Annotated in this window: 14 protein-coding genes and 1 pseudogene; 13 read left to right on the top strand and 2 right to left on the bottom strand. The window is 42.5% G+C overall.

What is annotated here, in order from left to right:
* The first annotated feature begins 105 nt into the window (after nt 1-105).
* Complete coding sequence (mscL, locus tag HMPREF9431_RS04260; RefSeq protein ID WP_004379912.1) at nt 106-531, top strand: large-conductance mechanosensitive channel protein MscL; 426 nt, start codon at nt 106-108, stop codon at nt 529-531.
* Nucleotides 532-650: 119 nt separating this feature from the next.
* Here the strand turns inward: mscL and HMPREF9431_RS04255 are convergent, their stop codons facing one another.
* Nucleotides 651-2,675, bottom strand: coding sequence for a helix-hairpin-helix domain-containing protein (locus HMPREF9431_RS04255; protein WP_004379911.1), 2,025 nt, complete (start codon nt 2,673-2,675; stop codon nt 651-653).
* Nucleotides 2,676-2,881: 206 nt separating this feature from the next.
* A complete protein-coding gene (locus HMPREF9431_RS04250; RefSeq protein WP_004379910.1) occupies nt 2,882-3,487 on the bottom strand; it encodes a LolA-like putative outer membrane lipoprotein chaperone in 606 nt (201 codons plus the stop codon).
* A 393-nt stretch (nt 3,488-3,880) separates the two neighbouring features.
* Between HMPREF9431_RS04250 and pfkA the strand changes: the two genes are divergently transcribed.
* The 12 genes and pseudogenes from pfkA to HMPREF9431_RS13420 all read left to right on the top strand — a co-directional run.
* Entirely contained in the window at nt 3,881-4,858 is a 978-nt protein-coding gene (pfkA, locus tag HMPREF9431_RS04245; RefSeq protein WP_004379909.1) for a 6-phosphofructokinase, read from the top strand.
* A gap of 128 nt (nt 4,859-4,986) precedes the next feature.
* The gene (gene atpD, locus HMPREF9431_RS04240; protein ID WP_004379908.1) at nt 4,987-6,513 is read left to right on the top strand and encodes a F0F1 ATP synthase subunit beta; all 1,527 of its coding nucleotides are present in this window, start codon (nt 4,987-4,989) and stop codon (nt 6,511-6,513) included.
* A 51-nt stretch (nt 6,514-6,564) separates the two neighbouring features.
* Entirely contained in the window at nt 6,565-6,810 is a 246-nt protein-coding gene (atpC, locus tag HMPREF9431_RS04235) for an ATP synthase F1 subunit epsilon (protein ID WP_004379907.1), read from the top strand.
* Between the two features lie 16 nt (nt 6,811-6,826).
* Nucleotides 6,827-7,222: a hypothetical protein gene (locus tag HMPREF9431_RS04230; protein ID WP_004379906.1), complete on the top strand. Its 396-nt coding sequence runs from the start codon at nt 6,827-6,829 to the stop codon at nt 7,220-7,222.
* 23 nt (nt 7,223-7,245) lie between these two features.
* Nucleotides 7,246-8,295, top strand: a complete 1,050-nt coding sequence (atpB, locus tag HMPREF9431_RS04225; RefSeq protein ID WP_004379905.1) for a F0F1 ATP synthase subunit A — start codon at nt 7,246-7,248, stop codon at nt 8,293-8,295.
* A gap of 48 nt (nt 8,296-8,343) precedes the next feature.
* Nucleotides 8,344-8,583 carry an ATP synthase F0 subunit C gene (gene atpE / locus HMPREF9431_RS04220; protein ID WP_004379904.1) on the top strand — a complete coding sequence of 80 codons (240 nt, stop codon included), beginning with the start codon at nt 8,344-8,346 and terminating at the stop codon, nt 8,581-8,583.
* A 19-nt stretch (nt 8,584-8,602) separates the two neighbouring features.
* Nucleotides 8,603-9,106 (top strand): F0F1 ATP synthase subunit B, encoded by a 504-nt coding sequence (atpF, locus tag HMPREF9431_RS04215; RefSeq protein WP_004379903.1) that lies wholly within the window; start codon nt 8,603-8,605, stop codon nt 9,104-9,106.
* A gap of 25 nt (nt 9,107-9,131) precedes the next feature.
* Entirely contained in the window at nt 9,132-9,668 is a 537-nt protein-coding gene (locus tag HMPREF9431_RS04210) for a F0F1 ATP synthase subunit delta (RefSeq protein ID WP_004379902.1), read from the top strand.
* A 17-nt stretch (nt 9,669-9,685) separates the two neighbouring features.
* Entirely contained in the window at nt 9,686-11,269 is a 1,584-nt protein-coding gene (gene atpA / locus HMPREF9431_RS04205) for a F0F1 ATP synthase subunit alpha (RefSeq protein ID WP_004379901.1), read from the top strand.
* 20 nt (nt 11,270-11,289) lie between these two features.
* Nucleotides 11,290-12,261: a F0F1 ATP synthase subunit gamma gene (locus tag HMPREF9431_RS04200; protein WP_004379900.1), complete on the top strand. Its 972-nt coding sequence runs from the start codon at nt 11,290-11,292 to the stop codon at nt 12,259-12,261.
* A gap of 129 nt (nt 12,262-12,390) precedes the next feature.
* Nucleotides 12,391-12,885 carry a pyridoxamine 5'-phosphate oxidase family protein gene (locus HMPREF9431_RS04195; RefSeq protein WP_040561120.1) on the top strand — a complete coding sequence of 165 codons (495 nt, stop codon included), beginning with the start codon at nt 12,391-12,393 and terminating at the stop codon, nt 12,883-12,885.
* Between the two features lie 430 nt (nt 12,886-13,315).
* Nucleotides 13,316-13,585, top strand: a pseudogene (locus HMPREF9431_RS13420) (IS256 family transposase, variant Zn-binding type); the annotation flags it as partial.

Genomic DNA, 13,585 nt, shown 5'->3' with positions numbered 1-13,585 from the left:
AAATAGGGCTTGATTTAGCTTGGGTTTTTAATTTGTAAACTCGATATAACAAACTGTTGTTGCCGAGTGGAAACCGTTTATCACACATTCATTTAACAAACAAACATGAGTAAATTTATTCAAGAGTTCAAAGAATTTGCCGTGAAAGGCAATGCTGTCGACATGGCTGTCGGCGTTATCATTGGTGGCGCATTTGGTAAAATCGTGTCGTCAATAGTCGATGATATTATCATGCCTCCCATTGGTTGGCTCATTGGTGGTGTACAATTTAGTGATTTGAAGATTACACTTCCGCAATTATCTGTTCCAGGATTACAGCAGACACAGGCCGTAACCATCAACTATGGCAACTTTCTACAGACGGTGTTTAACTTTCTGATTATCGCTTTCTGTGTGTTCTTGATGGTGAAGGGCATCAACAAACTGAGTAAAAAGAAAGCAGAAGAGCCTGCTGCACCTGCTCTAGAACCAGAACCTTCGAAAGAAGAGCAGCTGCTGAGTGAAATCCGTGATTTATTGAAAAATAAATAAAACAACGTAGGGGAATTACCTTTTATAAGTATTCGAGGCGGAGATGCAAGCACATCTTCGCCTCTTTATTGTTTCTATGCTTAAGGAAAGCTTTTTGTTGGCCATTGGGCTGGTTAGCGTTAGAATTTTAAAATAGATTGTATCTGAATATCCGCTTGAACGGGATGCATAATTTGTTGAGGGCCGGTGCCGATTGTCTGGCGATCAAAATAATGGGTCAAACCCGCGTGAGCAATGAAAATGAAGTGACGGTTGCAAACGAGTTTACTTTGTAAGGCGTAGCGCATACCTTTTCCTGAGAAGCGTAGAAAATGAAATTGATAGCGCAACGCTCGTTCATATTGGTAGAGTGCAGCTTGGTTGTCTTGGGTATAAAAATAGGCGATGTGTGCTGTGATGGATGCCGTATTCCAGCTTTTTGTGGCAGTTTGTGACAATAGAAATCCTGGAGATTGTTTTTCTTGTGCCACAACAACACCATTCAATTCTGTCTGACATTGCCATTGCCAAAGGGGATAAATCGTTTGTATGCGCATGCGATGCGTATGCTTGTTATGTAGTTTGCTATGATCAGGAACATCTTGTTGTTGCAATCGGTAATTGTAGCGTACATTCATGCGCCAGTTGTTACCTTGAAAATCCCATTGGGCGCGTGCTTCTATGGCATGTGTTCCGGCAAAAGATTGTCGATATTTCGGCCAGGCGAAATAAGCATAGTCGGCTGCAAAATAGAGCTGATGCAGGGCATTGATGCGCCATTGTAAACTGGAGAAAAGGCCACTCTCATCTTGAACATGACCATTTTCGCCAAAACTTCGTGCGAATAAACTTTGGTAACGTAGGCTGTAGAAGCGTTGAATGAATTGCATTTGCACGCTACTACTTGCTTGCCAAGTGAGACTGTTGAGTGTGGCTAATGCGCAACACTTGTCCATAGCCGTTTCGCCCATGAAACTTAGATGACGATTGGTGTAGCCGTAGTCTATCGAAAGATTGGTGAAGTGCTTCCCCGCAGGAGCAAATTGCTTGTAGAGCCGTGTGGTGTTGGGGCGGAGAACGCGGCTCAAAGTGGTATGGAGCAAGGTAGCGGCGAGGTGGAAACCATCTTTGGCATATTGTAGATGGGTTCCTGCAACAAACTGCTGATGGTTGTTTTTATGGAGCATCTCTTGCTCGGTTCTGTGCAGCCCATTATATAATAAGGTGGAAATTGTCACAGAATCATCTTTATTTAGTGTGGCATCGTTCGCACGATAAGATACGAAATTTGTAGTAGTGATGTAGCGATTGAGTGCTATTGTTACAGCTGCGCCTTGAAGGTAGTTGCCTGCTGTGCGGGAGGCGTGTGGATGAAGTGTCGCTGTGGTGCGCTCTAAAGCGTAGCGTAGCATGGTTTTTCCCAAGGCAAAATCGTTGTTGATGACCAGCCCCATACCTATTTTCACACGATAATGTCCAATGATGGCTGTTTTAATGCTGTGAAAGCCGCGAAGTAAGAGGTAACCTGCATAGTGGTCATAGCCGCAAGAGTTGCCTTGCCTGAAAAAGGGCTCGCCCGCGTCTTGCGCACCAATTAGTCCCCATGCTATTTGGTGGTTGGCCTGAAAAGTGTAGCGAAAGTCGTGTTTTATGGGGCCGCCCAAATACTTTTTCTCTATAAAACCGCGACGCTGATAGAGTGGAATATTTGCGCTTAACACCATTTGATGATAGCCATGATGGAGAGACTTTAACAATGAGTCATAAGGCTTTTCGGAGGGTTCTTCCACACTAACGAAATGCGAAAGTAAGCGTGCGCAAGCATTGCTGAGCGACGGAATGAGATGTAGTTCGGCCGTTGAGCGTATGTTTTGACATTGATAGCGATAGAAAAGGATGTCTTCAATTTGCTGATCGCTCAGAAAAGGCAGCTGTTCTAAGTCTTCACGTGTGGCACGATTGAGGGCAATGGGCTTAGCGATGAAAGATGCTAACCATTCATAAAGTTCTTCGCCAGGTTCTTCGTCGTCATCTTCTTCGCGCATGAGTTCTTGGTAATCTTCTTGCCATGTGGCTTGCGTTTGTGCTATTGATGTGGTCGCAATGCAAGTGAGCAGTGCGGCCAATAACCATCTTAGGGGTTGTTTTGTGGGGCATTTGTTCATGACCGGGATTTATTCAAAGTGGTACAAACCTAAAGAAAAAAGTATTATGTTCCAACTTTTTTCATAAAGAATTGCATGTTGATGCGTTATTTAAGGTGTTAAATGGCAAAAATGGAGTGTAATGCTCAAAAAAAAGTCGTCTATGCGAAAAAACATGGACGACTTCTTGGGTGACTTTTGCAAGGGCTTATCACGGTGTTCTTATATCATCTCAAATCAATGATTTCGGCTTTCGGAAAGTCTTTTGACTGGAATGAAAAGAGCGCAGCATTGTGCTCTTGCTGTTTAAAATTGGAAATTTTGATGGTAGTCCAGTTTGAAGCCTGACGCATCTTGATGAGCGTGGGCACATAAGTCTTGCTGATGGTGATGTAAAACTCTTGTGGCGATTGCTGCTTGTCGATGGCCGTGAGATGAATTTGATAAGGTGCTCGCACGCTTTTCATCGACAACTGGTAGCCTGTTTTGTAAAGCGACAAGAACTTATAGGGATTGAGTTGGGCTTGTTTTGCAGCATTCGGGGTCGTGATATTCACCTCGTTTGTGGCCTTCATGTAGGTCCATTGCGTCTTCCCATTATACCACATGGTAGCTTTGTCTGTGCGTGCATGAAACATGTTCCCTTTGATGGCGATGGTGCCTTTCGTGGTTCCCACGTTGCCGGATTGGATAGAAAAGCTGGCCGATGCCCCTCCTTTGTGGCCAACAATGGTTGCTGCTTTGTCTAAAATCTTTCGTGCTTTGTCAGCCTGTTGCGCACAAACGCCCATCGTTAGAGCCGCAAACAGCATACAAAATAAAATTCGTTTCATTCTTTTTGTTTCTTGTTGTTATCTATTTTCTTTGTGGAGCAAAAGTACAAAATGTTTCGTAGCCGTGCTTCATCCCGCATGAAAATTAAAGTTTATTTCACCAAGAATGCAGGATGAGCCGCTTCGCATCAAGGGGCAGCACACATTTTAGCCAATAGTAGCCGATAGGCCCCCCCCTCCTTTCTAATGCGTTTTCTATGCCATTTTGCAGGTGCATGTCTGTTCTGTTTCACGATGAAAAACGAAAAATCGTTCTCCAAAAGGGTGAAATCAAATAAAATTGTCATTCATTTTTGCCGTGTTCAGAATAATTGTTATCTTTGCCCCGATGAAAGCATTATGAAAAGCTAATGCTGAAGCGCAAACGATAATAAGAATAAAAGATATACGATAATGGCAAAGATTAAAACAATTGGCATACTTACTTCTGGTGGTGACGCGCCAGGAATGAATGCAGCTATTCGTGCGGTGACGCGCGCCGGAATTTACAATGGTTTCCAAATTAAGGCTGTATATCGTGGGTATGATGGTCTCATTAATGATGAAATCGTAGACTTTACGACCGAGAATGTGAGCGGTATTATCAGTGAAGGGGGAACTGTCCTGAAGACGGCGCGCTCTACAGACTTTGCGACCGTTGAAGGACGTGCCAAGGCTTATGAAAATATTGTGAAAGAAGATATTAATGCCTTGGTTGTGATTGGTGGCAATGGCTCGTTGACAGGTGCAATGAAGTTTGCTGAAGAGTATGACATTTGTTGTATTGGTTTGCCGGGAACTATCGACAATGATCTCTACGGCACGGATAGTACGATTGGTTATGACACAACGGTGAATACCATTGTTGAATGTGTCGACCGCATCCGTGATACTGCGCAGAGCCATGAACGTATTTTCTTTGTGGAAGTGATGGGGCGCGATGCAGGCTTCTTAGCGCAAAACTCGGCTATAGCAGCAGGTGCTGAGGCTGCCATTATTCCGGAAGATAGCACCGATGTCGACCAATTAGCACAGTTTATGGAACGCGGAATTCGTAAGAGTAAGCGGAGTAGCATCGTTATCGTCAGCGAGAGTCCTAAGTGTGGTGCTATCTATTATGCAAATCGTGTGAAAAAAGAATTTCCGCAATATGATGTGAAAATATCTATTCTGGGTCATCTCCAGCGTGGTGGACGTCCATCGGCTCGTGATCGTATTTTAGCTTGTCGAACGGGAGTTGGTGCGGTTGAAGCAATCATGCAGGGACAACGCAATGTGATGGTGGGCATTCGTAACGGTGAGATTGTTTATGTTCCGTTGAGCGAGGCCATTCGTAGTGACAAACCTTTAGATAGGAAGCTTATTAAGGTGCTTGATGAATTGAGCATCTAAAGTTTAAGAAAGTATAAAAATAAGGTGGCTGCAAAAATAAAGAAAGAATAGTTTTTGTTATTTTTTTGAATATTGGTACTTTTGCCAAAGTGTTTTAGTTGATAACGAATAAATAAAAAGAAACATATATGTCGCAAATTGTTGGACACATTTCTCAAATTATCGGTCCTGTTATAGACGTTTATTTTGATACGACAGGGTTAGAGGCCGAGAAAGTATTACCCAAGATTTATGAAGCGTTGAAGGTTGAGCGTGCTGATGGGAGCGAGCTGATTATTGAGGTGCAGCAGCACATTGGCGAGGATACCGTGAGATGCGTGGCAATGGATAATACAGATGGGTTAAGCAGAGGCTTAGAAGTTATTCCGACAGGGAGCCCTATCACGATGCCTGCTGGTGACCAAATCAAAGGTCGGATGATGAATGTTATTGGTCAGCCGATTGATGGAATGCCTGCTTTAGACATGAAAGGTGCTTATCCCATCCATCGTGCAGCCCCAACATTTGATCAGCTTTCCACGCATAAAGAAATGCTTTCTACGGGTATAAAGGTGATTGATTTGCTTGAGCCTTATATGAAAGGTGGAAAGATTGGCTTGTTTGGTGGCGCTGGTGTTGGTAAGACTGTGCTCATCATGGAGTTGATTAATAACATTGCAAAAGGGCATAATGGTTACTCTGTTTTTGCTGGTGTCGGCGAGCGTACGCGTGAGGGTAACGACTTGTTGCGCGATATGTTGGAAAGCGGTGTCATTAAGTATGGTGATGCTTTCAGAAAAGCAATGGAGGAAGGCAAATGGGATTTGTCATTAGTTGATAAAGAACAGTTAGCTGAGAGTCAGGCAACTTTGGTTTATGGCCAAATGAATGAGCCTCCAGGGGCTCGTGCTTCTGTGGCACTTTCTGGATTAACGGTAGCTGAAGAGTTTAGAGACCATGGTGGTAAGGATGGTGAATCAGCCGATATCATGTTCTTTATTGATAACATTTTCCGCTTCACACAGGCTGGCTCTGAAGTATCTGCCTTGTTAGGTCGTATGCCTTCAGCTGTGGGTTATCAGCCAACTTTGGCCAGTGAAATGGGTGCAATGCAGGAACGAATTACTTCAACAAAGAATGGTTCTATTACTTCTGTGCAGGCTGTTTATGTACCGGCAGATGACTTAACCGACCCAGCCCCGGCTACAACATTCTCACATTTGGATGCCACAACAGAACTTTCCCGAAAGATTGCAGAATTGGGTATCTATCCGGCAGTAGATCCATTGGGTAGTACTTCACGTATCTTAGATCCGTTAATCGTCGGTAAGGAACATTATGAATGTGCACAGCGTGTGAAACAGTTGTTGCAACGTTATAATGAGCTTCAAGATATTATTGCGATTTTAGGTATGGATGAATTGTCTGACGAGGATAAATTGACCGTGAACCGTGCACGACGAGTTCAACGTTTCTTGTCACAACCTTTTACGGTTGCCGAGCAGTTTACAGGCTTGAAGGGTGTGATGGTTCCCATTGAAGATACCATTAAAGGATTCAATGCAATCCTTGATGGAGAAGTTGATGATTTGCCTGAGCAGGCTTTCATCAATGTCGGGACTATCGAAGATGTTCGTGAAAAGGCTAAACAACTTCTTGAGGCAGCGAAGGCCTAAAGGAGATAAGAATTTTAAAAGGAAAGTCACATTGTAGTAGAAAAGAATTACATGCTGAGATTGAAGATTATAAGCCCTGAACGGACTATTTTTGATGGAGAAGTCGTTCGTGTAGTTGTTCCTGGTACAATGGGAATGTTTGAGATATTGGAGCATCATGCGCCCATTATCTCTTCATTGACTGCTGGCGTTGTGAGCTATCTTTCCGACAAGCAAGAGCTTTCAGAACAGCCTGTTGCAGGTGGTTTTGTCGAGGTTCAGAAAGATGAGGTACGATTGTGTGTTGAATTATCGTAAAATGCACGGCATTATAATGGGAAAAAACGTTTATAATGGAAAGAAATATGTACGTGAAGCGCTTCAAGTTGCGATGGGTACGTTTTTGTTAGAGCTATTGGTTCTGCAACTTCTCCAGTATCATGTCCTTCTTGCTCCGATACTGACAGGACTTTGCTTTTTCCTAATCATTGAAGTCGTTGTCGGAATAATTTGGGGGCATATCTACCAAAATCAGATAGAAGTTAAGGCCTCTTTCTTGATGGGTGTTTCTGGTTTTCGCTTTCTTGTTGCTTTATTGGTTATTTTTATCTACTTTTTAGCAACGGGTAGAAGTGCAATGATGTCTTTCTTGTTGCTCTTCGTTCCCTATTATTTTGCGATGCTTGTGCACCATCTCCTTTTTTTTACACACGTCAATAAATTGGCATAGAATATTTTGTTGCGTTTAGAAATATGAAGCAAATAAAAACGATAGTACTTTTATTCCTCATCTCCTTTCTACCATTACAGTTGTGGAGTGCCACAGAGGAGTCTGCAGCTGGGGGGTTAAATATATCAGAGATTGTGTTGGAGCACTTGTCTGATAATTATGAATGGCATATTGCTTCATACAAAGGTAAATCGTTGAGTATTCCATTGCCCATTATTGTGCGCAGTTCTGCTACGGGGACATGGAGTGTTTGCACGGCAGAAACATTGCCAAAACCATTTTTCTTTGATGCCGCGCATCATGGAAAAATTTATGAGCAGATGCCGAACGGTTCACACGTGAGGCCTTTAGATTTGAGTATAACGAAAGTGGTGCTTCAGATTTGGATTGTCGTTCTTGTGCTGTTGTGCATCTTTGGTTACTGTTCTCGTTGGTACAAGCATCATGATGAAAAGTCAGAAGCGCCGCGAGGCTTTGTCGGTGCAATAGAAATGATTGTCATGACGATAAATGATGATGTGGTAAAGGGTTCTATAGGTGAAAAGCATTATAAGCCTTATGCGCCTTTTTTACTCACCGTATTTTTCTTTATCCTTATGTCAAATCTGATAGGATTAATTCCGATTTTCCCAGGAGGCTCAAACATAACGGGAAATATTAATATCACTTTATTTTTAGCAATATGCTCAATGATTGCCATTAATGTTTTTGGTAGTCGTGAGTATTGGAAAGATATTTTTTGGCCTCATGTGCCAACATTCCTAAAGGTTCCTGTCCCTTTGATGCCAGCTATAGAGTTATTTGGGGTGTTTACCAAACCATTTGCTTTGATGATTCGTTTATTTGCGAACATGATGGCTGGGCATGCTGTAATTCTAAGTTTCACTTGCGTAATCTTTTTAGGTTGGTCTATGGGGGTTGGCTTTGGTATAGGATTGAATACGTTTAGCATTATTATGTTGCTATTCATGAATGCTTTGGAGTTTTTGGTCGCATTTGTGCAGGCTTATGTTTTCACATTGTTGACAGCAGTTTTTATTGGTTTGGCTCATCCGCAAGCAGAAACCGAATAGTTTTTGGTAAGAAATAAAATTAGAATAAAATAATTAAAACGTAAGATTATGATGATTTCAACTTTATTAGCAGCCGCTGGTTTAGCACAGTTAGGCTGTGGTTTGGGAGCAGGTATTGCAGTTATTGGTGCAGGTTTAGGTATTGGTAAGATTGGTGGTAGCGCCATGGATGCTATTGCACGCCAGCCAGAAGCATCAAGCCGTATTATGACAAACATGATTTTGACTTCAGCTTTCGTTGAAGGTTGTGCTTTGTTTGCAATAGCAGCTTGTGCATTTATTATCTAATTAAGAAAGATTATAATTAATGGAGAATTTGCCTTCCATATTAACGCCTGACTTAGGGCTCCTATTTTGGATGCTCTTTGCGTTTCTGGTGGTTTTATTTTTCTTGGTTAGGTTTGGTTTCCCTACTATTACCAATACGGTAGAGAAGCGTAAACAATATATTGACGAGAGTCTTGCCAAGGCACATGAAGCATCAGAGCGTTTGCTACATATCAAGCAAGAGGGAGAGACCCTCTTGCAAGAAGCGCGCGAACAGCAGGCTAAGATAATGAAAGAGGCAGCCGAAACACGTGATGCAATTGTTGAGAAAGCTGAAGAGAAAGCTCGTCAGGAGAGTGCGAGGATTATTGCAGAGGCCAAGCAGCAAATAGCATTCGAAAAGCAAGAAGCTATTCGTGATATTCGTTCTCAAGTGGCAGAATTAAGCGTAAATATCGCAGAAAAGATCCTTCGTGAAGAGCTTTCTTCAGACAAGGCTCAGCAGGCAAATATCGATCGGTTGTTAGATGAAGTTTCTAAATGATTAATTTATTTCTAAATTGTAATTTATGAATTTGGGTGTTATTTCGGTTCGGTATGCACGGGCCTTATTAAAGGAGGCCGTGATAGAACATCAAGAAGATGTGCTTTATGCCGAGATGCAAACCCTTTTGCACAGTTATTTTACGGTTCATGAACTGAAGATAGCTGTTGATAGCCCCATGTTATCTAATGAAGAGAAGCAAAATCTTCTTGAATTGGCTTGTGGTGGCAAAGTGTGCTCATTGACACAAAAATTCATAGCGCTCATTTTGAAAAAGAATAGGGGTGAGTTGTTGCAGTTTATGGCCGCGTCTTATGTCTCAATTTATCGTGAGTTGAAGCATATCACGTTAAGTCAATTGACGACGGCCTCACCAGTAGATTTAGAAACAGAGCAAAAGGTTAAGCAATTGATAGAAAGCTACACGCATGGTGAGGTTGAGTTTTCATCGAAAATTGATACCGACTTGATTGGCGGTTTCATTTTGGAGTATGATTCTTACCGTATGGATGCGAGTGTACAGACGAAGCTCCGCAAGGTGTTATCAGCGCTTAATGGATAATTTATAAAAAGAATAAAATGTCAGATAAGATTAATCCCAGTGAGGTTTCTGAAGTACTATTGCAAGAACTTCAGAACCTTAAACTTGACGAAAAGTTTGACGAGGTGGGTGTGGTGCTCACTGTTGCTGATGGTGTAGCACGTGTTTATGGCTTGCGTAATGCAGAAGCGAGTGAACTTTTAGAGTTCGAGAATGGCACAATGGCCATTGTGATGAACTTAGAGGAAGACAATATCGGTTGCATTCTGTTAGGGCCTACCGCAGGAATTAAGGAAGGGCAGACCGTAAAACGTACACATCGCATTGCATCAATTCAAGTAAATGACAACTTCTTAGGTCGTGTAGTAAACCCTCTGGGTGAGGCAATCGACGGCTTAGGGGATATTGATTTGACGGGGGCATTTGAGATGCCACTTGATAGAAAGGCACCCGGTGTGATTTATCGTCAGCCCGTTAAAGAGCCGTTGCAGACAGGATTGAAAGCTGTTGACTCTATGATTCCAATTGGTCGTGGCCAGCGTGAGTTAATTATTGGTGACCGACAAACGGGTAAGACCGCTATTGCTGTAGACACGATTATTAATCAAAAGAGTTTTTATGAGGCGGGTAAGCCCGTATATTGCATTTATGTAGCCATTGGACAAAAAGCTTCAACGGTTGCCGCATTGGTGCAGACCTTGCGCGAGCATGGGGCATTGCCCTATTCAATCATTGTGAGTGCCACGGCTGCAGACCCTGCCGCTATGCAATATTATGCACCTTTTGCGGGCGCAGCAATCGGTGAGTATTTCCGCGATCGTGGTTATAGTGCACTTGTCATCTACGATGATTTGTCGAAACAGGCCGTTGCTTATCGTGAAGTATCGTTGATTTTACGTCGTCCTTCAGGACGTGAGGCTTATCCTGGCGATGTGTTCTATCTGCACTCTCGCTTATTAGAGCGTGCTGCACGTATCAACAATCAGCAGGAAATTGCCGAGCAAATGAACGATCTTCCAGCCTGCATGAAAGGTCATGTGCGTGGAGGCGGTTCGCTAACAGCCTTGCCAATTATTGAAACGCAAGCAGGTGATGTGTCGGCATATATTCCTACCAACGTGATTTCCATTACTGATGGTCAGATTTATTTGGAGACAAACCTCTTTAACCAAGGATTCCGTCCGGCAATTAATGTAGGTATCTCTGTGTCCCGTGTGGGTGGCTCTGCACAAATCAAGAGTATGAAGAAAGTGGCAGGAACATTGAAACTGGATATGGCACAGTATCGTGAGTTGGAGGCTTTCTCTAAGTTCTCGAGTGATATGGATGCAGTCACGGCGATGACTTTGGATCGTGGTCGCAAGAATAATCAATTGCTTATTCAACCACAATACCATCCAATGCCTGTTGGAGAGCAAATTGCCATCCTTTATTGTGGTGTACATGGTTTAATGCATGATGTGCCTGTCGAAGCCGTTCGAGAGTGTCAAGATTTGTTCTTGGAAGCTATGCGCTCTTCACATGCCGATGTAATATCTTCCTTGGCAAATGGCGACTTGACCGATGATTCCGTCAAGGTCATTGAAGAGACGATGGCCAATATTGCAGGACAATATAAATAAACAAAGAAAGAAGAGAGTAGATGCCGTCTTTAAAAGAGATAAAAACGAGAATAGCTTCTGTTAATAGCACACGCAAGATAACGAGTGCTATGAAAATGGTTGCATCAAGTAAGTTGCATCATGCACAGACCGCTATTCTCAATATGCTTCCTTATGCCAACATGCTTGAGCACATGTTGAAATCGTTTTTAGCCACACTTCCAGATGCCGAGAACGAGTTAGCACATGCACGACCAGTCCATACTGTTGCATTTGTTGTGTTTACGAGCAACAGTTCGTTGTGCGGTGGCTTCAACAATAATGTTCTCAAAGCCTTTCAGGCCACTGTTAATGCCTATCGGGCACAAGGCGTCGAAAATATTATGGTTTATCCCATAGGCCGGAAAATTGAGGAATATGCTCAGAAGCATGGCATTACCGTTGTGCGTAGTTTTGTACATTTGGCAGAGAAACCCAATGCGGCCGAATGTGCAAGCATCGCGGAAGAACTACGAGATAAGTTCCTGGCGCGTGAGATTGATAAAGTTGAATTGATTTATCACCATTTCAAATCAGCTGGCAGCCAAATTCTCACACAGAAGGTTTATCTGCCCATTGATTTATCAACAGAGGCGATAGGCGAGGAGAACGACCGCGATTTAACCAGCAATGTTGCTACAGCGAAAGCACAAGAGTATTTGCGAAAGCGTAAGGCACGTGAAGAAGAGAAGCAAAAGACAGGTGTCCTTGCTATTAATGACAACTTTATTGTAGAACCTGATTTGGCGAGTGTATTGTCGTCTTTAATCCCCAAGGAATTAGATTTGCAAATCTACACAGCTCTTTTGGATAGCAATGCCAGCGAGCATGCTGCACGCATGGTGGCAATGCAAACAGCTACCGACAACGCCAATGAGTTGTTGCGCGCACTTAACTTGCAGTATAACAAGAGTCGTCAGCAAGCCATCACCAATGAGTTGCTCGATATTGTGGGTGGAAGCATTAATAATTAGGTGAGGCTCAAGATTTTCTTTGAAAAAGGGACTGAATGAAATCGTGTATCAAATTTATTTTGGTGCACGATTTAGCTTTAAAACAATATGACGGAGCAGATAATCTGCCCTATAAACCGAGATAAGATGATGAAGTTTAATAATGAAACCGTTCGTCGGCGCGATCGATTGATGACCGAAGAGCGTGCATTAGAGCTGTTGCGTACAGTCGAATATGGTGTTTTAAGTATGATTGATGCCGATGGTTTTCCCTATGGTATTCCTGTCAACTATGTGTGGGATGGCGATTCATCCATTTATATTCATTGTGCTCCCGAAGGCCACAAGTTAATTGCTTTGGGCAAACGTCCACAGGTGAGTTTCTGCATTATAGGGAATGTACACCTGTTGCCAGGAAAGTTTACCACCGAATATGAGAGTGTATTGTTACGCGGTGTAGCCCACATCAATCTTTCTCCCGAAGAGCGAATGCAAGCATTACTAAGATTGGTAGACAAACTTTCGCCCGAATTTAAGGCTTTGGGCGCAAAATATTCTGAGAAATCGTTCCATAGGGTAAATATCATCCGCGTCGATTTCACTGAATTTAGTGCGAAATGTAAGCATGTACACACAGCCGATTAGTCTGCAATTCTGCGATATAGAGCATTGATAAAAGCCGTTAGCGAATATCAAAAGATTTTTTTTAGCCTTGCTCACATTGAGCAAATGCCAAACAAAATTTTTCGAGCTTTGCTCACAACTTAGCAAATGCCAAAATAATATTTTGAGGCTTGCTCACAACTTAGCAAATGCCAAAATAATATTTTGAGCTTTGCTCACAACTTAGCAAACACCAAAATAATATTTCGAGGCTTGCTCACGACTTAGCAAATGCCAAAATAATATTTCGAGGCTTGCTCACAACTGGCGTAATGGACATTTGGTAGGCTGAAACCTCTCGGAATTCTTTTATTTACTACCTTTGCAGCATTTGAAAACCTATGAATAAAAAAACTGTGTCTTCTGTAATAGCTCAAATGTTAAAAAGAATGGGCATCGACGTACTGTTCAGATGTATCTTTGCAGGGATTGTGGTAGACAATTTCAAGGTGGTCTGCGTATAAATAATATTTCTCTATGGAATGACTATCTGACGGCAAATCGAACGATTTCTGATCTATCCACTCTTTATAAATGTTCAGAGCGAACCATACGACGTAGGTTGAGCTTAGTAGTAGATAGCTTTACTGCTACTTACCCCAAATCTGCAGTAATAATACTGGATACAACATACTTTTCCAGGACATTTGGTGTGATGCTGTTTCAGGATGCTTCATCAGGC

The organism is Segatella oulorum F0390 (genome assembly GCF_000224615.1).
Lineage (GTDB): Bacteria > Bacteroidota > Bacteroidia > Bacteroidales > Bacteroidaceae > Prevotella > Prevotella oulorum.
Note: the sequence above shows the minus strand (reverse complement) of the source record. Positions and strands in the feature narration are given on the sequence as shown.